This window comes from Janthinobacterium sp. RA13 (assembly GCF_000745325.1).
Classification (GTDB): domain Bacteria; phylum Pseudomonadota; class Gammaproteobacteria; order Burkholderiales; family Burkholderiaceae_D; genus Janthinobacterium; species Janthinobacterium rivuli.
This window is the reverse complement of the sequence record NZ_JQNP01000001.1, coordinates 2941244-2962595: the sequence shown is the minus strand read 5'-3', so window position 1 is coordinate 2962595 and position 21352 is coordinate 2941244. Positions and strand designations below refer to the sequence as shown.

The 21352-nt window shown below is 60.5% G+C and carries 19 protein-coding genes; 2 read left to right on the top strand and 17 right to left on the bottom strand.

The window, feature by feature from the left end:
- Window positions 1-15 precede the first annotated feature (15 nt).
- The 3 genes from FG13_RS13120 to FG13_RS13110 all read right to left on the bottom strand — a co-directional run bounded on the left by FG13_RS13120 (window position 16) and on the right by FG13_RS13110 (window position 2434).
- Window positions 16-387, bottom strand: coding sequence for a COG4315 family predicted lipoprotein (locus tag FG13_RS13120; RefSeq protein ID WP_035821491.1), 372 nt, complete (start codon window positions 385-387; stop codon window positions 16-18).
- A 57-nt stretch (window positions 388-444) separates the two neighbouring features.
- Window positions 445-1356 carry a DNA-3-methyladenine glycosylase 2 gene (locus FG13_RS13115; RefSeq protein ID WP_035821489.1) on the bottom strand — a complete coding sequence of 304 codons (912 nt, stop codon included), beginning with the start codon at window positions 1354-1356 and terminating at the stop codon, window positions 445-447.
- 70 nt (window positions 1357-1426) lie between these two features.
- The gene (locus FG13_RS13110) at window positions 1427-2434 is read right to left on the bottom strand and encodes an XdhC family protein (protein WP_035821487.1); all 1008 of its coding nucleotides are present in this window, start codon (window positions 2432-2434) and stop codon (window positions 1427-1429) included.
- 98 nt (window positions 2435-2532) lie between these two features.
- Between FG13_RS13110 and FG13_RS30680 the strand changes: the two genes are divergently transcribed.
- Window positions 2533-2673 carry a hypothetical protein gene (locus FG13_RS30680; protein ID WP_175444556.1) on the top strand — a complete coding sequence of 47 codons (141 nt, stop codon included), beginning with the start codon at window positions 2533-2535 and terminating at the stop codon, window positions 2671-2673.
- 41 nt (window positions 2674-2714) lie between these two features.
- Here the strand turns inward: FG13_RS30680 and FG13_RS13105 are convergent, their stop codons facing one another.
- The 14 genes from FG13_RS13105 to FG13_RS13040 all read right to left on the bottom strand — a co-directional run bounded on the left by FG13_RS13105 (window position 2715) and on the right by FG13_RS13040 (window position 19754).
- Complete coding sequence (locus tag FG13_RS13105) at window positions 2715-3818, bottom strand: M48 family metallopeptidase (RefSeq protein WP_035821485.1); 1104 nt, start codon at window positions 3816-3818, stop codon at window positions 2715-2717.
- 137 nt (window positions 3819-3955) lie between these two features.
- Window positions 3956-4405 (bottom strand): dUTP diphosphatase, encoded by a 450-nt coding sequence (gene dut, locus FG13_RS13100; protein ID WP_034785229.1) that lies wholly within the window; start codon window positions 4403-4405, stop codon window positions 3956-3958.
- Window positions 4406-4440: 35 nt separating this feature from the next.
- The gene (gene coaBC, locus FG13_RS13095) at window positions 4441-5661 is read right to left on the bottom strand and encodes a bifunctional phosphopantothenoylcysteine decarboxylase/phosphopantothenate--cysteine ligase CoaBC (protein ID WP_035821482.1); all 1221 of its coding nucleotides are present in this window, start codon (window positions 5659-5661) and stop codon (window positions 4441-4443) included.
- Window positions 5662-5678: 17 nt separating this feature from the next.
- On the bottom strand, window positions 5679-6188 hold the full coding sequence (lspA, locus tag FG13_RS13090; protein ID WP_035821479.1) for a signal peptidase II: 510 nt from the start codon (window positions 6186-6188) through the stop codon (window positions 5679-5681).
- 83 nt (window positions 6189-6271) lie between these two features.
- Entirely contained in the window at window positions 6272-9172 is a 2901-nt protein-coding gene (gene ileS, locus FG13_RS13085; RefSeq protein WP_035821476.1) for an isoleucine--tRNA ligase, read from the bottom strand.
- 85 nt (window positions 9173-9257) lie between these two features.
- On the bottom strand, window positions 9258-10229 hold the full coding sequence (locus tag FG13_RS13080) for a bifunctional riboflavin kinase/FAD synthetase (protein WP_035821475.1): 972 nt from the start codon (window positions 10227-10229) through the stop codon (window positions 9258-9260).
- Window positions 10230-10415: 186 nt separating this feature from the next.
- Complete coding sequence (locus FG13_RS13075; protein WP_035821474.1) at window positions 10416-11627, bottom strand: hypothetical protein; 1212 nt, start codon at window positions 11625-11627, stop codon at window positions 10416-10418.
- A 78-nt stretch (window positions 11628-11705) separates the two neighbouring features.
- Window positions 11706-12137 (bottom strand): ExbD/TolR family protein, encoded by a 432-nt coding sequence (locus FG13_RS13070; RefSeq protein ID WP_170840419.1) that lies wholly within the window; start codon window positions 12135-12137, stop codon window positions 11706-11708.
- A 105-nt stretch (window positions 12138-12242) separates the two neighbouring features.
- A complete protein-coding gene (locus FG13_RS13065; RefSeq protein WP_035821469.1) occupies window positions 12243-12671 on the bottom strand; it encodes an ExbD/TolR family protein in 429 nt (142 codons plus the stop codon).
- Between the two features lie 3 nt (window positions 12672-12674).
- Window positions 12675-13607 (bottom strand): MotA/TolQ/ExbB proton channel family protein, encoded by a 933-nt coding sequence (locus tag FG13_RS13060; RefSeq protein ID WP_200880281.1) that lies wholly within the window; start codon window positions 13605-13607, stop codon window positions 12675-12677.
- Between the two features lie 86 nt (window positions 13608-13693).
- On the bottom strand, window positions 13694-14350 hold the full coding sequence (locus FG13_RS13055; protein WP_035821463.1) for an energy transducer TonB: 657 nt from the start codon (window positions 14348-14350) through the stop codon (window positions 13694-13696).
- Window positions 14351-14889: 539 nt separating this feature from the next.
- Entirely contained in the window at window positions 14890-16491 is a 1602-nt protein-coding gene (locus FG13_RS13050; protein WP_051959000.1) for a SpoVR family protein, read from the bottom strand.
- A complete protein-coding gene (locus tag FG13_RS13045) occupies window positions 16491-17759 on the bottom strand; it encodes a YeaH/YhbH family protein (protein ID WP_035821458.1) in 1269 nt (422 codons plus the stop codon). The genes FG13_RS13050 and FG13_RS13045 overlap by 1 nt, the downstream gene beginning before the upstream one ends.
- A gap of 72 nt (window positions 17760-17831) precedes the next feature.
- On the bottom strand, window positions 17832-19754 hold the full coding sequence (locus FG13_RS13040) for a PrkA family serine protein kinase (RefSeq protein ID WP_034754154.1): 1923 nt from the start codon (window positions 19752-19754) through the stop codon (window positions 17832-17834).
- Between the two features lie 553 nt (window positions 19755-20307).
- Between FG13_RS13040 and FG13_RS13035 the strand changes: the two genes are divergently transcribed.
- Window positions 20308-21339: an adenosine deaminase gene (locus tag FG13_RS13035; RefSeq protein WP_035821455.1), complete on the top strand. Its 1032-nt coding sequence runs from the start codon at window positions 20308-20310 to the stop codon at window positions 21337-21339.
- Window positions 21340-21352 lie beyond the last annotated feature (13 nt).

The following is a 21352-nucleotide window of genomic DNA, read 5'->3' as shown; positions in this document are numbered from 1 at the left end:
GGCGGCGCAGCTTTGTTATGGCTTGACGACGTGCCACACGTTCTTGACATTGTCGCCGGCCACGTCGCCCGGCTTCTTGTCTTCCTTGTACAGGTAAAGAGGCTTGCCCTTGTAGGTCAGCTGCATGGCGCCGTTGTCTTCGCGCTTGATGCTGCCATATGGCGCGGCGGGCGCCGCTTCGGTGGCGATGACGGCGGGCCAGACCACCAGGCAGCCGCCGCTGCAGGCGCTCTTGCCGCTGTCGGCGACATCCTTGTCGAACACGTAGACGGTCATGCCGCTGGCGTTGACCAGCATGCCGTTGGCGGGCATGACGTCGGCGGCGAAGGCCAGCGGGGCGGACAAGGCGGTGAACAGGGCGGTGGCGGCGAAAGTGGTAAAGCGCATGATGGTCTCCTTGAGGTTTTGGGGGCTTGCAAGGGATAGACGCGTGCCGCCCGCCGTTTATTCCCGCGCTGGCGGATTATTTTTTGGATGCAGGCTGGCCCACAGGTGGGCCGCCGCCATGGTGCGGTGCGGCGCATACTGGCGCAGCCATTGTTCCGTGCGCGCCATGTCCGGCTTCGTTACTTCGCCGAGCAGCTTTTGCAGCGCGGCGCGGATGGCCACGTCGCCGTGCAGCGAGCAGTCGGCATAGCCGTAGCCGCGCAGCAGCGCGTAGTTGACGGTCCACGGGCCGATGCCCTTCACGGCCAGCAGCGCCTGCGACATCGCCGCCACGTCGCCGGAGGGCGGCAGCTCCAGCGACAGTTCCCCATCGTTGACGAGATGGGCCAGGCGCAGCACGGTTTCCGCCTTGGCGCGCGAGAATTTGCGGCTGGTCAAGTCCTCGACGGATAGCCGCGTCACGTCGCGCGCTTCGGGGTAGCACCACAAGCCGCTGGCGTGCCGGAGTCCGGCCTGCAAGATGAAGGTGCGGCGCAGGGCGATGGCGAACGGCAGGTTGATCTGCTGGCCGATGATGGCCCAGGTCAGCGCTTCGAAGGGGCTGGCCGATTGCACGATGCGCAGGCCTGGATTGACGCTGACCAAGGGCGCCAGCAGCGGGTCATTGGCCGCCAGTTGCGCGAACGGCTGCGGATCGATGCGCAGGCCGAGGATGTTCAACAAGGCGCCGTGCAGTGGTGTTTCAAGGTCGCCAACGCCATCGCCGTCGATCTCGGCGCGGCAGAAGGCGGCATCGTTCGTGAAGGCCACATCCAGCACGACCGGCACGCCTTGCATCAGGATGCCCTTGCGCAGTCCTGCCGGCGTGACTTGCTCCGCCACGGCTTCCGTATCACGGCTGTGGAAGGTGATGACGTCGTCGCGGCGGTAGCCGGCGGGCAGGGGGAGGGTCCAGTGCAGCAGGGTCATGGTGGGGGGCCAAAGTCAGGGACGGTATCAGGGAGGCGATGCGGGCGCACCGCGTTTCTTGCTTCGTGCCTTAGCGCGCGCAGATGTCGGTGGTGGGCGGGCTAAGTGCCGCCGCGTGCTGGATCTGCAGCGCGTCGGGAACGCCATTTTTTACGGCCGTCAGTTCGGCCAGGATGGAGATGGCGATTTCGGCCGGCGTCTTGCTGCCGATGTACAGGCCGATGGGACCATGCAGGCGCGCCAGTTGTTCCGTGCTGACGTCGAACTGCAGCAGCCGTTCGCGGCGCTTGGCGTTATTCGCGCGCGAGCCGATGGCGCCCACGTAAAACGCGGGCGATTTCAGCGCTTCCATCAGGGCCAGGTCATCGAGCTTGGGGTCGTGCGTGAGGGCGACGACGGCGCTGCGGCTGTCGAGTTTGAGTTCGAGCACGAGGTCGTCCGGCATGGCGTGCAGCAGGGGCACGCCGGGCACGTTCCAGCCGCCCCGGTATTCTTCGCGCGGGTCGCAGACGATGACGTGGTAATCCATGGCCGTGGCGATCTGCGCCACGAAGCGCGACAGTTGGCTGGCACCGATGATCAGCAAGCGCCAGCGCGGACCGTGCTGCGTGGTGAGCACGCCGTCTTCCAGGGACAGCACGGCGCCCGGCGTAGCGCGCTGCAGGGTGACGGTGCCGGTATCGAGATCGAGGCGGCGCTCGACCAGTTCATGCGCTTCCAGGCGCGCCAGCAGTTCTGCCACCTTGCTGTCCGCATGCAGCGGTTCGATGGCCAGTTCGATGGTGCCGCCGCAGGGCAGGCCGAAGCGGTGCGCCTCGTCGGCGCTGATGCCGTAGCTGACGATGTCCGGCTGCGTGCGCACGATGCCGTGCACGCGCACGGTGTCGATCAGGTCATCTTCGATGCAGCCGCCGGAAACGGAACCGACCACCGTGCCATCGTCACAGATGGCCAGGGTGGCGCCCACGGGGCGGGGGCTGGAACCCCAGGTCTTGATGACGGTGACGAGTTCGCAGCGGTGGCCGGCGGCGAGCCAGGCGGCGCTGGTTTTCAGAACTTCAAGGTCGATGCTGTCCATGGGCCGCGAAAGGAAAGCCGCAGGTAGGCGGCAAAGTATGGAATATTTTTCAATATTGTGGCTATACTACGCTCTCCAACAGCCTGCGGAGAGTTTTCATGTCGAACGACCAAAAAACGCAAGACGACGGCATTCCCAAGTTTGGCAAACTGCTCATCGCCCTGTTCCTGGCGGTGGTATTTTGCGGCGCCCTGACCTGGATCATGGGCACCTATTTCCCGAACTTCCCCGGCGCCTGACCAAACTTGGTTTTGTCAGGCGCCTCCTTTGTTGATCAGGCCTAGGGCTTGATCGGCTTCTTCGCCGCCTGCTTGGCGCGCACGTCGATGACGGCGCGGTTGACGGCGGCCATGCGCGAGTTGGTGCCCGGGTGCAGGGCCGTGTAGCCATTGGCGACCGTGGCCGGCACTTGCGTGGCCAGGCGCTGCCAGAAGCGGGCGGCGTTGTCGACGTTGTAGCCGGCGCGCGCCAGCAGGTAGATGGCCAGGGTGTCGGCTTGCACGTCGAGTTCCTGCGGCATGGCCTTGATGCCGGCCGCGCCCGTCAGCATCGACACGTCGGGCTGCACGGCGCCCAGGCTGTCGATGATGCTGCCGGCCGTCCCGGCCGAGCGCTGGCTGCGCGCGTGGTCGAGGATGTTGTGCGCCATTTCGCGGGCGATCACGAAGGCGATGCTTTCGTCGTTTTGCGCCGCATTGACCATGCCGCGCGTGAGCATGATGCGTCCGCCGTCCGAGTAGGCATTGATATTGTCCGCATTGCCCAGGGCGACGCGGAAGGCGCAGGCGCGCGTGACGGGAATTTTGAGGTCTTGCTGCTGGCCGTCGCGGGCGATGGTCATGTTCAGGCTCGCGCTTTTCGAAGCCAGCGGGCCGACGATGGCGCCGAACGGGCCTTCCGCTTTCGGGCCGGCCGGCAGCGGCTTGCCTTCGGCGGCCAGCAAGCCGTCGCCCTTGCGCAAGCCGGCGCGGGCGGCGCCGCTGCCCGGCAAGACGCCGGAGACCTGCATCTGTTCGCCGTAGCCGAGGGCTGCCTGCGCCGCGTCGGCATAGATGCCAGGGTAGGAATACTTGTTCTGCGCCGTGAAGCCCAGCAGGTTGCGCGCATACGTCTTGCACAGGTCCGCATTGTTGATCAGCAGGGGCGCCGAGACTTTCGACAGGCGGTCCTGCAGCGCCACCATCTTCACCAGTTCTTCCTGCGCCGCCTTTTGCTGCGCCGTCGGCGCGGGCGCATCGGGCGCCGGCACGACGTTGAACGGACCGCTGACATTCGTGGCCGGCGTGGTGCAGCCGGCGAGGATGGCCGCACTGGCCAGCAGGAGGGGAGTAGCCAATCGGCGCAGCGAAGTTGGGGCTGGGATCAGATGGCGGAAACCTGGCATGGACTATTCCTTCGTGTAGCTCCTGACAAAACCTACTGCGCGGCGCGATTTGCGGCCTCCGATGCTCACTGTGCATTCGCACAGCTCTGCTTCTCAGCCACAACTCACATCCGCTCGCTACGGTTTGTCAGTCGCTGTTAATGTTTTCCGGTGCTGCCGAAACCGCCAACACCGCGTTCGCTGTCGCCGAATTCCTCGACGACGTTAAAGCCCACTTGCAGCACCGGCACGATAATCAGTTGCGCCAGGCGTTCCATGGGATTGAGCGTGAAAGCGCTCTGGCCCCGGTTCCAGGTCGATACCATCAGCTGGCCCTGGTAATCGGAGTCGATCAAGCCTACCAGATTCCCCAATACGATGCCGTTTTTGTGGCCCATGCCGCTGCGCGGCAAAATCATGGCCGCATACGACGGGTCGCCGATGTGGATGGCCAGGCCGGTGGGAATGAGCACGGTCTGGCCGGCTTCGATGGTGATCGCCTCGTCGATGCAGGCGCGCAAATCGAGGCCGGCGCTGCCCGGTGTGGCGTAGGCCGGCAGCAGTTCTTTCATGCGGGCGTCGAGGATCTTGATGTCGATATTTTTCATGAATCTAACTAACTAAGCTAAGTCGTTTAAAGGGATTATTTGAGCAGCGAATTCTTGGCAATGCGCTTCGAGATTTCCGAAATCAGCTGGCGCGCCAGGTTCAGTTTCGAGGCGCGCGGCAGCACGGTATGGCCTTCCTCGTCGAAGAGGATGATGGTGTTGTCGTCCTGGCCAAAGGTGTTCTGGCCGATATTGCCGACGAGGAGGGGGATGCCCTTTTTCTCGCGCTTGGTCGAGCCGAATTCCACCAGGTTTTCCGATTCGGCGGCAAAGCCCACGCAGTAGGGATAGCCGGCCAGGTTGGTGCGTGCCGCCACGGTGGCGAGGATGTCGGGGTTTTGCGCGAACTGCAGTTCTGGCACGGAGCCGTCGGCCTGCTTTTTCATCTTTTGTTCGCTGGCGTTGGCGACTCTCCAGTCGGCCACGGCGGCCACGGCGACGAAGACATGCTGGCCGTCGACGTGGGCCAGCACCGCATCGTGCATCTGCTGCGCGCTTTGCACGTCGATGCGGCGCACGCCGAACGGCGCGTCCAGCGCCGTGGGGCCGGAAATGAGCAGTACCTCGGCGCCCGCTTCGCGCGCCGCGCGCGCCACCGCATAGCCCATCTTGCCCGAGGACAGATTGGTGATGCCGCGCACGGGGTCGATGGCTTCGAAGGTGGGACCGGCCGTGACCAGCACGCGCTTGCCCGCCAGGACTTTCGGCTGGAAGGCGGCGATCAGCTCCGTCAGCAATTGCTCCGGTTCCAGCATGCGGCCCAGGCCCGTTTCGCCGCACGCCTGTTCGCCCGCGGCCGGGCCGAACAGCTTGATGCCGTCGTCGCGCAACTGCTGCACATTGCGTTGCGTGGCGGGGTTCTGCCACATTTCCACGTTCATGGCCGGTGCCACGAGCAGGGGCAGGTGGGCGGGACGGGCCAGGCACAGGGTCGACAGCAGGTCGTCGCACACGCCGTGCGCGAGCTTGCGCAGAAAATCGGCCGAACACGGCGCGATCAGGATGGCGTCCGCATGGCGCGTCAGATCGATATGCGCCATGTTGTTGGCGATGCGTGCATCCCACTGGCTCGTGTGCACGGGGTGGCCGGACAAGGCCTGCATCGTGACGGCCGTGATGAAGTGGCTGGCCGCATCCGTCATCACCACTTGCACCGAGGCGCCGGCCTTTGTCAGCGCGCGGCACAGTTCCGCCGCCTTGTAGCAGGCGACGCCGCCTGACAGTCCCAGGACGATTTTTTTGCCGGACAATTCCATGCCGTTCTCCTGCGTGTTTATTTGTTTACCCGGCGCAGTTCATCGATGATGAACAGGGCCGCGCCGATGCAGATGGCGCTGTCGGCGATATTGAAAGCGGGGAAATGGCCCCAGCTTTTCCAGTGGAAGTCGAGGAAGTCGACCACGTGGCCGTAGACCAGGCGGTCGATGGCGTTGCCCAGCGCACCGCCCAGGATCAGCGCCAGGGCCCAGCAAAACATGCGCTGGCCGGCGTGCTTTTTCAGCAGATAGATGATGTAGACGGCGGCCGCCAGGGCGATGCCGGTGAAGAAATAGCGCTGCCAGCCGCCCTGGTCGGACAGGAAGCTGAACGCGGCGCCCTTGTTATACGCGAGCACCAGGTTGAAATACGAGGTGATGACCATCTCTTGCGCATAGCGGAAGGTCTTCAGGATCGTGATCTTGGTGATCTGGTCGAACAGGATGACGATGGCGGCAATGCCCAGCCAGGGCACGAGCGACGCCGAGGATGACGATTTCGATGAAAAACGGTTTTTAGTGGCCATATTTTTCCAGGGAAGATAATGCCGCCGTTGCCCTTGCGGGCAGCGGCGGTGGGAAGCGGCGCAGGAAGCTGTCCCGCGCCGTTTTATGCGAAGCGGCGTTTCTCGCCCGCGCCAAACAGATTGCTGACGCAGCGGCCGCACAGGGTAGCATGCGCGGCGTCCGTGCCCACGTCCGCACGGTAGTGCCAGCAGCGCTCGCACTTCGGCGCCGTCGACGCGGCCACGACCACTTCCTCGGCCGCTTCGTCAGCCACTTCGGCCACCGTTGCCTGCGAGGTGATGAAGACGAACTTCAAGTCGTCGCCGAGGGTGGTCAACAGCTTGTACTTCATCGGCGCGGCCTTGATCGTCAGTTCCGCCTGCAGCGACGAACCGATGGCGCCCGAGGTGCGCAAGTCTTCCAGCTGTTTCGTCACGTGCGTGCGCACGGCGCGCAGGGCCGTGTATTTCTCCAGCAGATCGGCCGCATCCGCTACTGCCGGCAGCTGCCACCAGGTTTGCGTGAAGATGGTTTCATCGCTGGCGGCATACGCTTCCGGTCCGGCGAAGACGGCCCATGCTTCTTCGGCCGTGAACGACAGGGCCGGGGCCATCAGGCGCAGCAGGCTTTGCGTGATGTGCCACAGGGCCGTTTGCGCGGAACGGCGCGCGTGCGACGTCAGGCCGGAGGTGTACAAACGGTCCTTCAGGATGTCCAGGTAGAAGCCGCCCAGGTCTTCCGAGCAGTACGTCTGCAGCTTCGAGACGACCGGGTGGAATTCGTAGCGCGCGTAGTTGTTCTCGATCTGCGTTTGCAGCGATGCCATGTTGGCCAGCGCATAACGGTCGATTTCGAACATCTCCGCCACCGGCACGGCATCCGTGGCCGGATTGAAGTCCGACGTATTGGCCAGCAGGAAGCGCAGGGTATTGCGGATGCGGCGATACGATTCCGTCACGCGTTTCAGGATTTCGTCGGAGATCGACAGCTCGCCCGTGTAGTCGGTCGAGGCGATCCACAGGCGCAGGATGTCCGCGCCCAGGGTGTCCGAGATCTTTTGCGGCGCCAGGGTGTTGCCCAGCGACTTGGACATCTTCTTGCCTTCGCCATCGACCGTGAAACCGTGCGTCAGCAGGGCCTTGTACGGTGGACGGCCGTTCAGCATCGACGACACCAGCAGGGACGAGTGGAACCAGCCGCGATGCTGGTCCGAGCCTTCCAGGTACAGGTCGGCCGGGAATTGCAGCTGCGTCGAGTGCGAACCGTGGCCTTGCGGACCGCCCAGCACCGTCTGGTGCGTGGCGCCGGAATCGAACCACACGTCCAGCGTGTCCTTGTTCTTGGCGTAGATGGCCGCTTCGTCGCCGATCAGGTCTTTCAGATCCAGCGCCTGCCATGCCTCGATGCCGTCCTTTTCGATCAGCTTGGCCACTTGCTCCAGCAGTTCCGGCGTGCGCGGATGCAGGTCACCCGTTTCCTTGTGCACGATGAAGGCCATCGGCACGCCCCACTGGCGCTGGCGCGACAGGGTCCAGTCAGGGCGGTTGGCGATCATGCCATGCAGGCGCGCCTGGCCCCAGTCCGGGAAGAACTCGGTGTCGGCGATGCCTTTCAAGGCCGTCTCGCGCAGGGTCGCGCCGCCGTCTTTCGGCGTCACGTCCATGCCGGCGAACCATTGCGAGGTGGCGCGGTAGATGATCGGCGTCTTATGGCGCCAGCAATGCATGTAGCTGTGGTCGAACATCTTGACTTCGAACAAGGCACCCGCTTCGCGCAGGGCGTTGCAGATCGGTTTCGACGCTTCCCAGATGGTCATGCCGCCGAACAGGGGCAGGGTCGAGGCGAACTTGCCGTCGCCCATGACGGGCTTGATGATGTCGTCGTCTTTCATGCCGTGCGCCTTGCACGAGATGAAGTCGTCCAGGCCGTAGGCTGGCGCCGAGTGCACCACGCCGGTGCCGCTTTCCGTGGTCACGTATTCGGCCAGGTACAACGGCGACAAACGGTCGTAGAACGCGTCGGAAGCATGCAGCGGGTGGCGGAAGCTGATGCCGGCCAGGGCCGCGCCGTCGCAAGTGGCGATCGTCGTGCCCTCTAACTTGAAGCGCGCCAGGCTGGCCACGACCAGGTCTTGCGCCAGGATCAGCAGCAAAGGCTGGCCATCGCGCTCGGTCTTCACCAGCGCATATTTGACTTCCGGGTGCACGTTCAGCGCCTGGTTCGACGGGATGGTCCACGGCGTCGTGGTCCAGATGACGATGAAACCGTTATCGGTCGGCAGCGATGGCAGGCCGAAGGCGGCTGCCAGTTTTTCCGGCTCGGCGAACTTGAACCCGACGTCGATGGCGGGATCGCGTTTTTCCGCGTATTCCACTTCCGCCTCGGCCAGCGCCGACTGGCAGTCGAAGCACCAGTTGACGGGCTTCAGGCCGCGGTACACATAGCCTTTTTCCAGCAGCTTGCCCAGCGCGCGCAATTCGTCGGCTTCATTGCCGTGCGCCATGGTCAAATACGGGTTGTCCCACTCGCCCAGCACGCCGAGGCGGATGAAGTCTTTTTTCTGGCGCTCGACCTGCACATTGGCGTAGGCGCGCGCCTTTTCCAGCACTTCGGCAGTCGGCAGGTTCTTGCCGTGCAGTTTTTCGATCTGGATCTCGATCGGCATGCCGTGGCAATCCCAGCCCGGTACGTATGGCGCGTCGAAACCGGACAGCGAGCGCGACTTGACGACCATATCCTTGAGGATCTTGTTGACGGCGTGGCCCAGGTGGATGTCGCCATTCGCGTACGGCGGGCCGTCGTGCAGGATGAATTTCGGACGGCCGGCGGCGGCCTTGCGCACGCGCTCGTAGATTTTCTTGTCTTGCCATTGCTGCACCCATTGCGGCTCGCGCTTGGCCATGTCGCCGCGCATCGGGAATGGGGTTTCCGTCATGTTGACCGGGTATTTGCTTTCAGGCTTCTTGTTTTGCTTGGGCGTGGCTGGCTTGTTTTGATCGGACATAGTCTTCTTTACTTGTATGGTGTAGATGTTTTGCAGCAGGTGTGTGGCGGCGGCGGGCGCCGCCAGGCGGCGGAGTTGGCCGGGGTCAAATTCGGTCGGTGGCGGTAATGGCGCTGCGGCGCTGCGTAAAATAGGCGCGTGCCTGGTTCGAGTCGCGCTCGATGGCGGCCGTCAAAGTGGGCAAATCGTCGTATTTCTCTTCGTCGCGCAGCTTTTCCAAAAATTCCACGCGCACCAGCTTGCCGTAGCAGGACTGATTGAAATCGAACAGATGCACTTCCAGCAGCACGCGGCCGCTGTCATCGACGGTGGGGCGCACCCCAAGGCTGGCCACGGCCGGCAGCGGTGCCGGCCCCAGGCCATGCACTTGCACGATGAAGATGCCGGACAGGGCGGGGCGGTGCGCCACGCGCAGGTTCAGGGTGGGGAAACCGAGCGTGCGGCCCAGCTTCTGGCCGTGGATCACGTGGCCGGAAATGGCGTACGGATGACCCAGCAACTGCGTGGCCAGCGGGAAATCGCCGGCAGCCAGGGCCAGGCGCACGGCCGACGACGAGATACGCGTGCTGCCGTTCATCACGGTAGGCAATGTTTCTACGTGGAAACCATATTGGCGGCCCGCTTCCTGCAGCATGGCCACGTCGCCGGCGCGCCGGGCGCCATAGCAAAAGTCGTCGCCGACCATCAGCCATTTCACGTGCAAGCCGTCGACGAGGACTTTTTCCGTGAATTCCTGCGGCGTCAAGGCGGCGAACTGGGCGCTGAAGTGCTCGACGACGACACGGTCGATGCCGGCGTCGTCCAGCGATTGCAGCTTGTCGCGCAGGTTGGCGATGCGCTGCGGGGCTTTGGACAGGTCGCCCGCGCGCTGCGCGAAGAATTCGCGCGGGTGCGGTTCGAACGTCATCACGGCCGCTTCGATGCCGAGCTCGGTGGCAGCTTCGCGCACGCGCGCCAGCAAGGCCTGATGGCCGATGTGGACACCGTCAAAATTGCCGATGGTCAGAGCGCAAGGCGCTCGTGCCTGGGCATTGGGAAGTCCGCGGAATACCTTCATAGGAATCTGATGAAAAACTGTGCCAAAAGGGGGATTATACGGACTGTTTCAGGGATGCACACCCGGCAGGGCGGCCGCAGGGGTAATTTCCCTGCTGAAATGATAAAAAGCGTTGCCGGCGGGTGTGCTGGCAACGCTTTTGGGTGGCACTCGACTAGCTGCCTACAACTCCCGGAGGATGTTGTCTTATTTATTCATTAACGTCCAGTAACGGGCCAGGTCTGCCGCGCCATCCGTGCCCTTGACGGCTTTGAGTGCCGTCGTGGCGTTGGACTTCTTGCCAGCGTGGATGTAAGCGATGCCCAGATGCAGCTTGGCTTCTTCCGCATACTTGGCGGTGCCCAATTTCACGGCGTCGTTCATCAAGCCCAGGCCCTTTTCCGCCTGACCGTCGTAGACGAGGGCGAAGCCCAGCTTGCTTAAGCTGTCGGCGTCCTTGTTCTTGACGTATTCCGCTTCCGACTTGGCCGCGCTGGCTTTCAGGTCGGCCTGGGTTTTCAGGGCCAGGTCTTTCAGGCGCTGGTGACGGGCTGCATCGGCGCCGGTACCCAGCACGCCTTTTTTGTAGCCTTGCTCGATGATGCTCAACGCTTCGCCAGGATTGCCTGCTTGCAGGGCCAGCTGGCTGATTTCCATGTATTCGGAAGGCTTGCTGAACAGGCCGTTAGCCAGGCGCAGGCGCTGGACGTCCAGGCCCAGGCGTTGCGAGAAGCCAGGTTTGCCCGAAACGCGGTTCAGCAGGTCGGCCCAGTAGCTGGTTTTCGGATAGCTCGATGCCAGTTTTTCCAGGGTGGCGACGTAGCCGCCCTTGTCGTTTTGCTTCATCTGGATGTTGGCCAGCATTTGCAGGCTTGCTTCCGAGTTGCCGCCGCGCGCTTGCAGCTCTTTTGCCGCTTCGGCGTAGTTGCCGCTGACGTAGTAGGTCTGGATCAGCAGTTCGCGCATCTGTGGATCTTCGCGGTCTTTCAGCGAGCGTTTGATCCAGGTGATGGTGTTCGGCCAGTCCTTGGCGCGGTAGTACATGCCTGCCAGCGCTTGCGTGAATTTCGGGGCTTCGGCGGCGCTCAGGCGGCCGGAATTGATGACGGCTTCAAACGCCTTGATGGCGGTGCCGTTGTCGCCAGCGGCGGCGGCGGCCGAAGCGCGTACGCGTTCGATCTGGTAGCTTTCAAAGGCGGTCTTGCCGCCAACGCTGTCTGCTTCACGCAGTTTGGCCAGCGCTTCCTTGTTTTTGCCGCTGCTAGCGAGTTTTTGTGCTTCTTGCAGTGGCTTGCCGACTTCGGCGCGCACGGTGTCCGCGGCATATGCCAGCGAGCCCAGGCCGATTACAGGAGTTGCTGCGGTAAAACCGATAGCGGCCATGACGAGGCCGAGATGAGCGAGACGAAACTTGGACATGAGAAAGTCTTTCAGTAAAAAGCGAATAGGCAGGAAGTCCTGCCTATTCGGATGTAAAGATAACCTGATTGCTACAGCTTACTGGAATTGCTCGTTGCCGACCAGACCGATTTTGGTCACGCCCAGACGCTGCGCCGACGCCATCACACCGGCGACGACTTTGTATTCCACCAGCTTGTTAGGACGCAGATGCACTTCTGGCTGGTCTGCTTGCGCAGCAACGTTGCTCAGCTTGGCTTCCAGCGTATTACGATCAGGTACGACCTGATTGTCCCACAAGATAGTGCCATCAAAATCGACATCGATCGTGACGACCACTGGTTCGGTTGTCGGTGGCGGCGGGGTGCCGACCGGCATGTTCAGGTTCACCGAGTGGTTTTGCTTAGGAATCGTGATGATCAACATGATAATCAGCACCAGCATCACGTCGATGAGGGGCGTCATGTTCAGTTCCATCATTGGTTCCGGATCCGCGCCTGCTGCGCTTCCCGAACCGACATTCATACTCATAGTGTTTCCTTTAAGAAGTCCAACGAAGCACCGGGCAAAACTGCCGCCCGGCAAGCTTCCTTCAGTGGCGCCCCCGTGTTGCCGGGGCGCCGCTGTCAGTCGCTATCAGCTCTTGTCAGGTGGTTCGGTGATGAAGCCGACCTTCTGGATCCCGGCACGTTGGGTCGTGTAAATAACCCGGCCGATCGATTCGTAGCGTGTTTCTTGGTCGCCACGAACGTGTACTTCCGGCTGCGGTACTTTCACTGCTTCAACTTTAAGATAATCGAACAGCTCGTTCGTGTCTTTCAGTCTGGTCTGGCCCAGGTAAATCTCGCCATCCTTGTTAACAACGATGTTAACGTTTTGCGGCTTGGTTTGCAGGGCTTGGTTCGTCTCAATCGGCAGATCGATTTTCTGCAGCTTGAGGACAACCGGACTCGTAATCAAGAAAATGATCAGCAAAACCAACATGATGTCGACAAGCGGCGTCGTGTTGATTTCTGACATTACCTGATCTTGTTCTCCGCTGTCGGAGCCGACGGACATCGACATGACTTATCCGATCTTTTTAGCGCCGGCAGCACGGCCAGCTTCGCTGGTGGACATTACGCCGGAAACCAGAACCGAGTGAACGTCGGCGCTGAACGAGCGGATGTCTTCCATTGCGGTTTTGTTACGACGAACCAACCAGTTGTAACCCAGAACGGCAGGAACAGCGACCAGCAGACCGAAAGCGGTCATGATCAGTGCTTCACCAACTGGACCTGCAACTTTGTCGATCGATGCGTTACCGGTCATGCCGATAGCGGTCAGTGCGTTGTAGATACCCCAAACGGTACCGAACAGACCGATAAACGGTGCGGTCGAACCAACGGTTGCCAGGAACGACAGGCCATCTTGCAGACGCGATTGCACTTTGTCCGAAGCGCGCTGGATCGACATCGTCACCCAGGTCGACAGATCGATTTGTTCCAGCAGGGCGCCGTCATGGTGAGCCGTTGCCTTGGTGCCCGATTCAGCGATGAAGCGGAATGGCGAACCTTCTTCCAGGGTTGCCGAACCAGCAGCGATCGAAGGCGCTTTCCAGAATTTGGCAGCGGCTTCTTTAGCTTGCTTGAAGATCTTCATTTGATCGATCAGCTTGGTGATGATGATGTACCAGGTACCGATCGACATGATGACCATGATGATCAGGGTGGCGCGTGGCACGAAGCCGCCGTCCCACACTGCTTGCAGGCCGAACGGGTTGTGCACTTCTTCGGTTTTGGCTGGAGCTGCTGCATCAGCGGCTGGAGTTGCTGCTGCGTCTGCTGCTGGAGCGGCTGCATCTGCTGCAACTGGTGCTGGTGCAGCGTCTGCCGCAGGAGCCGAAGCGGCAGCCGATGCTGGCGCGTCAGCGAATGCCGGAGCTGCTACCAGAGCGGTAGTGGCGGTAACGGACAACAGAACCGCGGCAAAAAATGCGGACAAACGGGTATTCTTAAACATGCTTCCTCCAAAATTAAAAATAACAGATCGCTGAACGTAATGACAACGAAATCATAGTGTGAGACAGGGGATAACTGTCTCGGGTTTTAATCCAGCGACCAAACGTATTGCATTTGCTGCCAGCCTTGTTCCGGCTTGCCGTCAACTGTTGCCGGCTTAAATGTACAGCGGCTGATACCTTGCACCGCGGCTTTGTCCAGGTCTCTGAAGCCGCTGGACTTCACGATCTTCGAATCAGCGACCTTGCCGTCTACACCGATCAGGAACGACAGTGTCACCACACCGGTTTCCTCGTTGCGCTGCGACGACTTTGGATAAGCCGGTTTTTCGCAGACACTGAAGTCAACCACGGCCGGTGTACGCACCGATTTGGCTGGTCCAGGAGTTGGCGCAGGCTGTGCAGGCGGCGATGGCGGCGTCAATACATTCGTGGCTGGTTTCACGGTCGTCGCATTTGCAATCACGTTCTGCTGTGGCGGCGGCTGCTGCACGTTCACCTCGACTGGCGGAATGAATGGCGGCGGTGGCGCTTTCATTTCTGGCGGCGGTGGTGGCGGTGGAAGATCCTTCGGTGGAGGCGGTTTGACTTCCTCGATAATCTTGGTTTCAACCGGTTCCATCATTTTGGTGACTAACCGCTTGCCCAAGCCCGTCACGATCCCGTAAGCCGCGAGAACGTGCAGCAGGACAACGATAGTGATGCCTGTGTAGTTCTTGGGACTTTTCTCGTTCGAAAAATTCATGCCTGCTTTCTCCAAATACCATCTCTTGTCTTGCAACTGAACCCCAAAATGACGACACAAAGCTCCAGCCGTATCCGGGACGTCGCCGAATTATACATACGAATTCTTTATTTTACACAGATTTTTAACGCCTAAAACCGGTTAAATTTTTGGCGCTTTTGCGCCCTGAAAACGTACTTGCTTATGTCATCTTTGCACGCTTTCGGACAGAAAAAAAGGCGGTCTTATCGGTTTTTTACAGCCGTTTTGGGCGACCGCTGCTAAGTTCTCCGATGTGCCTATCTGGCGGAATTATATTTCGTGATATTCAATATGGAAACTGCTAAATTTGGAGAAAAATCTTTCTTTTGGGAAATGTTTTAGCTCGGAACCAGACCACTTAGCGGCACGCGCGCACCAAACGGGTGCGGAACGGACTTTATCCAGGTCAAAAAAGGCGCTCCCGGCGGCTGTTTCGACGCCGCCAGGCCATACGGAATTCCTATACAGGCATAGGAAGCGCTTATATTCTTGCCATTGATTATTATCAACAAATCATTTCATGGCCGGACAAGCGGGTCATCGCGCCGGTTACGTTTTTCCCGTCGGCAATTCAAGGTGCCCAGGACGACCCCTTGCGGGTCGACCGTATCGAGGTGCACATCGAAGCCCCACAGCCGCGCCACGTGCTTGAGCACCTCGGCCGCCTGCTGGTTCAGGGGACGGCGCTGGAACTGCGTGTGGCGCAGGGTCAGGGCGCGGTCGTCGCGCGTATTGACGGACCAGACCTGGATGTTCGGCTCGCGGTTGCCCAGGTTGTACTGCTCCGCCAGTTGCTGGCGCACGTAGCGGTAGCCGGCATCGTCGTGGATGGCGGAAATGGCCAGCTTTTCATTCTTGTCATCGTCGAGCACGGCAAAGAAGTGGAATTCGCGGATCAGGCGCGGCGACAGATACTGGGCGATGAAGCTTTCATCCTTGAAATTGCGCATGGCAAAGTCCAGGCTCTTGCGCCAGTCGCTGCCGGCCATGTCGGGGAACCAGGCGCGGTCTTCGTCCGTCGGGTGCTCGCAGATGCGGCGAATGTCGCTCATCATGGCAAAACCCAGCGCATACGGATTGATGCCGCTGTAATAGGGGCTGTCGATGGGCGGCTGGTAGACGACGTTGGTATGGCTTTTCAGAAATTCCATCATGAAGCCGTCGCCCACCACGCCTTCGTCATACAGCTGGTTCAATATCGTGTAGTGCCAGAAGGTGGCCCAGCCCTCGTTCATGACCTGGGTTTGCCGCTGCGGGTAGAAATACTGGGAAATTTTGCGCACGATGCGCACCATCTCGCGCTGCCACGGTTCCAGCAGCGGCGCGTACTTCTCTATGAAGTACAGCAGGTTTTCCTCGGGTTCGGGCGGAAAGCGGGGCGCGGCCTTGCGCTGCTCGTCCTCTTCCTCGTCTTCGTCGCGCCGGGGCAGGGTGCGCCACAGCTGGTTGATCTGCGACTGCACATAGGCTTCGCGCTCTTTCTGGCGCGCATATTCCTTCGCCATCGACAGCTTCGCCGGGCGCTTGTAGCGGTCCACGCCATAGTTCTGGATGGCGTGGCATGAGTCGAGCAGCAGTTCCACGGCATCGACGCCATGGCGCTGTTCGCACTCGGCAATGTAATTCTTGGCAAACACCATATAGTCGATGATGGCGTCCGCATCCGTCCAGGCGCGGAACAGGTAATTGCCCTTGAAGAAGGAGTTATGGCCGTAGGCCGCATGCGCGATCACCAGCGATTGCATGGTCAGGCTGTTTTCCTCCATTAAATAGGCGATGCACGGGTTCGAGTTGATGACGATCTCGTAGGCCAGGCCCATCTGGCCCCGCTTGTAGCTTTTCTCGGTGGATAGAAAGTGCTTGCCGAACGACCAGTGGTTGTAGGACACGGGCATGCCCACCGAGGTGTAGGCATCCATCATCTGCTCGGCCGTAATGATTTCCAGCTGGTTCGGATAGGTGTCGAGGCCAAACTGTTTCGCCACTCTGCGGATTTCCTCGTGGATTTGCTCGATCAGTTCGAACGTCCATTCCGACTGCTCGGGCAGGGCGTTCGGGTGGCGCAGGCGCTCGAACGGCTCGCCCGGGGTGTTGCTGGCGCGGTCAAAGGCTGCACTCATCATTTCACCTGTTTCTTGAACAGTTCGCGGAAGACCGGATAGATATCGGCCGGCGTGACGATCTTTTGCATGGCGAAATGGGCGTGATGGTCGAGCACGCCCGCGTATTGCTCCCACAGGTTTTGCTGCGGGCCGTCCGTGATCTCGACGTAGGTGTAGTACTGCACCTTGGGCATGATGGTGTTGATCAGCAACTGGCGGCACAGCACGGAATCGTTGTCCCAGTTGTCGCCGTCGGAGGCCTGCGCCACATAGCTGTTCCATTGCCCGGCGCCATAGCGTTCGTCGATGATGGTGTTGAGCAAGTGCAGCGCCGAGGACACGACGGTGCCGCCCGACTCGCGCGAATTGAAGAATTCATGCTCGTCCACTTCGGCCGCCGCCGTATGGTGGCGGATGAAGACGACCTCGATCTTGTCGTAGGCGCGCTTGAGGAACAGATACAAGAGGATGAAGAAGCGCTTGGCCGTGTCCTTGCGCGATTCGTCCATGGAACCGGAGACGTCCATGATGCAGAACATGACGGCCTGCGTCATCGGCTTGGGCACCTTGATGCGGTTGCTGTAGCGCAAGTCGAACGGGTCGATGAAGGGAATGGCCAGCAGGCGCGTGTGCAGGTGGTGGATCAGGCGGCGCAGTTCCGTGACGAGCGGGTCGCTGTCGGGCGCGCCTTCGTGCAGCAGGGCCGCCAGGTCTTCCTCGGCCTGCGCCAGCTGCTTGCGGGCGCCGCCGCCGACGGCGATGCGCCGCCCCAGTGCGCCGCGCAGGGAGCGCAGCACGTGGATGTTCGATGGTGTGCCCGACATATTGTAGCCGGCGCGCTGGTTCTTGAATTCCGTGGTGGCCGTCAGCTGGGTTTTCACCATGTGCGGCAATTCGAGGTCTTCGAAGAAATAATTCATGAATTCTTCGCGCGACAATTCAAAGATGAAATCGTCTTCCGTCGTCTCGTCGCTATTGCCCGCCTTGCCACGCCCGCCGCCACCGCCGCCTTTCGGCCGGGCGATCTGGTCGCCTTTCAGGTATTCCTTGTTGCCGGGATTGACCACTTCCCACACGCCGCCATGCGCGTGGCCGAACGACGGTTCGCCCACGTCCTTGACGGGGATGCTGACCTTCTCGCCATTCTCGACGTCCGTGATCGAGCGCCCCTTGATGGCGCGCCCCACGGCATCCTTGATCTGGCCCTTGTAACGCCGCAGGAAACGCTCGCGGTTGACGGCGGATTTATTCTTGCTTTGCAAGCGCCTGTCGATGAGATATGTCAAAGGGTGCCTCCTTGCCTCTCGTCTTGCGCGCCCCGCCACCGATCGGGCGGGAGCGCGCCTCCGCTGTCCGCGCTATGACGACTTGCGTACGCGCAAGTACCATTCGCATAACAGGCGTACCTGCTTGGCCGTATAGCCTTTTTCCACCATGCGGGCCACGAAGTCGGCGTGCTTGTTGGCATCGTCGGCGCTGGCCTTGGCATTGAAGGAAATCACGGGCAGCAATTCCTCCGTATTCGAAAACATTTTCTTTTCAATTACGGTGCGGAACTTTTCATAACTGGTCCAGGCGGGATTCTTGCCGCCGTTCGAGGCCCGCGCGCGCAAGCCGAAATTGACGATTTCGTTGCGGAAATCCTTCGGATTGGAAATGCCCGCCGGTTTCTCGATCTTTTCCAGCTCATTGTTCAGCGATTCGCGGTCAAAACTTTCCCCCGTGTCCGGATCGCGGTATTCCTGGTCCTGTATCCAGAAATCGGCAAACGTCACATAGCGGTCGAAAATGTTCTGTCCGTATTCCGAATAGCTTTCCAGGTAAGCCGTCTGGATCTCCTTGCCGATGAATTCCACATAGCGCTGCGCCAGGTGCTCCTTGATATACGAGAAGTAGCGCTGCTCGAGTTCCGGCGCGAACTGCTCGCGCTCGACCTGCTGCTCCAGTACATATAATAGATGCACGGGATTGGCGGCCACTTCGGAATTGTCAAAGTTGAACACTTTCGACAGGATCTTGAAGGCAAAGCGCGTCGACAGGCCGTTCATGCCTTCGTCCACGCCCGCGTAATCGACGTATTCGTGCATGGACTTGGCTTTCGGGTCCGTATCCTTGAGGTTTTCGCCATCGTAGACGAGCATCTTCGAAAAGATGCTGGAGTTTTCCGGGTCTTTCAGGCGGGACAGGATGGCGAACTGCGCCATCATGCGCAGGGTGCCGGGCGCGCACGGGGCCTTGACCAGCGAGGAATTGGCCACCAGCTTGTCGTAGATCTTGATTTCGTCGGACACGCGCAGGCAGTACGGCACCTTGACTATATAGATACGGTCAAGGAAGGCCTCGTTGTTGCGGTTGTTCTTGAAGGTTTTCCATTCCGACTCGTTCGAGTGGGCCAGGATGATGCCGTCAAACGGAATCGCGCCAAAACCTTCCGTGCCCTTGTAGTTGCCTTCCTGCGTGGCCGTCAGCAGCGGGTGCAAGACCTTGATGGGCGCCTTGAACATTTCCACGAATTCCATCAAGCCCTGGTTGGCCAGGCACAGGCCGCCCGAATAGCTGTAGGCGTCCGGGTCGTCCTGCGCATAGTCTTCCAGCTTGCGGATGTCGACCTTGCCCACCAGCGAGGAAATATCCTGGTTGTTTTCATCGCCCGGCTCCGTTTTCGAGATGGCGATCTGTTTCAGTACGGAAGGATAGCGCTTGACGACACGGAACTGGTTGATATCGCCATTGTATTCATGCAGCCGCTTCACGGCCCACGGGCTGGGGATGTTGCGCAGGTAGCGGCGCGGGATGCCGTAATCCTCTTCCAGGATGGTGCCGTCCTCTTCCTCGTTGAACAGGCCCAGCGGCGATTCGTTGACGGGCGAGCCTTTCAGGCAATAGAAGGGCACGTGTTCCATCAGCGATTTGAGTTTTTCCGCGATGGACGACTTGCCGCCGCCGACAGGCCCCAGCAGATACAGGATCTGCTTGCGTTCTTCCAGCCCTTGCGCCGCGTGGCGGAAATACGAGACGACTTGCTCGATGACTTCCTCGGTGCCGTAGAACTCGCGGAAGGCGGGGTAGATCTTGATCACCTTGTTGGCGAAGATGCGCGACAAGCGCGTGTCGTTGCGCGTGTCGACCAGCTGCGGCTCGCCGATGGCGGCCAGCATGCGTTCGGGCGCGCTGGCGTACGTCAGCTTGTCCTTCTTGCACAGGGCCAGGTATTCGGTGAGCGACATTTCCTCTTCGCGGGTGCGCTCGTAGCGTGCTGCATAGTTATCAAAAATGGTCATGTCAATGTCCTTTAATGTAAACCTGAACTGCCAGTCACCATGGCCGCCCGCCTGGCACTCGCCTGGGCTTGCCGTCTGAATTTTTTCTGTACCCCGTACCGATTTTTATTGTTGTTTCAAGCCCGGCTGTCTTTGCGAGTCCGGATTGCCCGGACCAAAAAACTGGCGCTTGATGCCGTGTGCTGACGTGGCCAGCCGGCTTTTTTTCACTGTTGATAGCGCTTGTTGCACCTACCATTACCCATGAAATTAATTATTGCTCTAAAGGATCAGGAAGTCAAAAGATATGTCAGCATATCCTTAATACTTGTTTGTAAATTGTTGATTTAATTGGATAAATCATCAAATTTTTCAGCGGTTTCAATGAACCTTTGTATCCCTTTTAAACCATCATACGACAATTCGCCAGCGCGTGCCGATGCCGGCCACGGCGGCCGGGCGCCGGTGAGGCTGGCCATCTTGCGCTAAGATGCCTGCATGTCTGATGGCCCTGCGCGCCGCGCGTGCGCGTGCGCGAGCCAGCATTTTTATCGTCACCCTATAAGGAACACCCATGATGAACCCCCAATTGCGCGCGATCGTCCGCGGCATGCCGAAGGCCGAACTGCATATCCATATCGAAGGCTCGCTGGAGCCAGAACTGATTTTCGCACTGGCAGCGCGCAATGGCGTGCCGCTTGGCTATGAATCGGTGGAACACTTGCGCAGCGCCTATGCTTTTACGGATTTACAATCTTTTCTCGACATTTATTACGCTGGCGCAAGCGTGCTCTTGAAAGAGCAGGATTTCTACGACATGACGCAAGCCTACCTGCGCCGCGCCGAAGCCGATAACGTCTTGCACACGGAAATCTTCTTCGACCCGCAAACCCACACGGCGCGCGGCGTGGCCATGGCCGACGTGATCAACGGCATCCACCGCGCCTGCCAGGACAGCCCCGTCAGCGCGGCCCTGATCCTGTGCTTCCTGCGCCACCTGAGCGAGGAAGAAGCGTTCGAGACCCTGGAAGACGCTTTGCCGCACCGCGACAAATTCATCGGCATCGGCCTCGACTCGTCGGAAGTGGGCAACCCGCCCGAGAAATTTTCGCGCGTGTTTGCCCGTTGCCGCGAGCTGGGCCTGCACCTGGTGGCCCACGCGGGCGAGGAAGGTCCGCCAGCCTACATCCGCACGGCGCTCGACGACCTGCAGGTCGAACGCATCGACCATGGTGTGCGCTGCCTGGAAGACGCGGAACTGACGGCCCGTCTGGCGCGCGAACAGATCGCGCTGACCGTGTGCCCCTTGTCGAACACCAAGCTGCGCGTGTTCGACCAGATGCATGACCATAACCTGGTGCAATTGCTCGACGCCGGTCTGCTGGTGACGGTGAACTCGGACGATCCCGCGTATTTCGGTGGCTACATGAACGACAATTTCGACGCCATCTTCGACGCCTTGCCGCTGGGCCTGTCCCACGCGCAACGCCTGGCGCGCAACGGTTTCATCGCCGCCTTCCTGACGCAGGCGCAGAAAGACGCGTTTCTCGCTACCGTCGATGCGTATTTCGCGCAGCACGCCGCCGCCCACGGCATCGCGCAATAAATCTACCGGAAGA

What these genes read in the sequence shown, in the direction of transcription:
- FG13_RS13120 (WP_035821491.1), bottom strand. Translation starts at nt 387, where the DNA reads ATGCGCTTTACCACTTTCGCCGCCACCGCCCTGTTCACCGCCTTGTCC.
- FG13_RS13115 (WP_035821489.1), bottom strand. Translation starts at nt 1,356, where the DNA reads ATGACCCTGCTGCACTGGACCCTCCCCCTGCCCGCCGGCTACCGCCGC.
- FG13_RS13110 (WP_035821487.1), bottom strand. Translation starts at nt 2,434, where the DNA reads ATGGACAGCATCGACCTTGAAGTTCTGAAAACCAGCGCCGCCTGGCTC.
- FG13_RS30680 (WP_175444556.1), top strand. Translation starts at nt 2,533, where the DNA reads ATGTCGAACGACCAAAAAACGCAAGACGACGGCATTCCCAAGTTTGGC.
- FG13_RS13105 (WP_035821485.1), bottom strand. Translation starts at nt 3,818, where the DNA reads ATGCCAGGTTTCCGCCATCTGATCCCAGCCCCAACTTCGCTGCGCCGA.
- dut (WP_034785229.1), bottom strand. Translation starts at nt 4,405, where the DNA reads ATGAAAAATATCGACATCAAGATCCTCGACGCCCGCATGAAAGAACTG.
- coaBC (WP_035821482.1), bottom strand. Translation starts at nt 5,661, where the DNA reads ATGGAATTGTCCGGCAAAAAAATCGTCCTGGGACTGTCAGGCGGCGTC.
- lspA (WP_035821479.1), bottom strand. Translation starts at nt 6,188, where the DNA reads ATGGCCACTAAAAACCGTTTTTCATCGAAATCGTCATCCTCGGCGTCG.
- ileS (WP_035821476.1), bottom strand. Translation starts at nt 9,172, where the DNA reads ATGTCCGATCAAAACAAGCCAGCCACGCCCAAGCAAAACAAGAAGCCT.
- FG13_RS13080 (WP_035821475.1), bottom strand. Translation starts at nt 10,229, where the DNA reads ATGAAGGTATTCCGCGGACTTCCCAATGCCCAGGCACGAGCGCCTTGC.
- FG13_RS13075 (WP_035821474.1), bottom strand. Translation starts at nt 11,627, where the DNA reads ATGTCCAAGTTTCGTCTCGCTCATCTCGGCCTCGTCATGGCCGCTATC.
- FG13_RS13070 (WP_170840419.1), bottom strand. Translation starts at nt 12,137, where the DNA reads ATGAGTATGAATGTCGGTTCGGGAAGCGCAGCAGGCGCGGATCCGGAA.
- FG13_RS13065 (WP_035821469.1), bottom strand. Translation starts at nt 12,671, where the DNA reads ATGTCGATGTCCGTCGGCTCCGACAGCGGAGAACAAGATCAGGTAATG.
- FG13_RS13060 (WP_200880281.1), bottom strand. Translation starts at nt 13,607, where the DNA reads ATGTTTAAGAATACCCGTTTGTCCGCATTTTTTGCCGCGGTTCTGTTG.
- FG13_RS13055 (WP_035821463.1), bottom strand. Translation starts at nt 14,350, where the DNA reads ATGAATTTTTCGAACGAGAAAAGTCCCAAGAACTACACAGGCATCACT.
- FG13_RS13050 (WP_051959000.1), bottom strand. Translation starts at nt 16,491, where the DNA reads ATGAGTGCAGCCTTTGACCGCGCCAGCAACACCCCGGGCGAGCCGTTC.
- FG13_RS13040 (WP_034754154.1), bottom strand. Translation starts at nt 19,754, where the DNA reads ATGACCATTTTTGATAACTATGCAGCACGCTACGAGCGCACCCGCGAA.
- FG13_RS13035 (WP_035821455.1), top strand. Translation starts at nt 20,308, where the DNA reads ATGATGAACCCCCAATTGCGCGCGATCGTCCGCGGCATGCCGAAGGCC.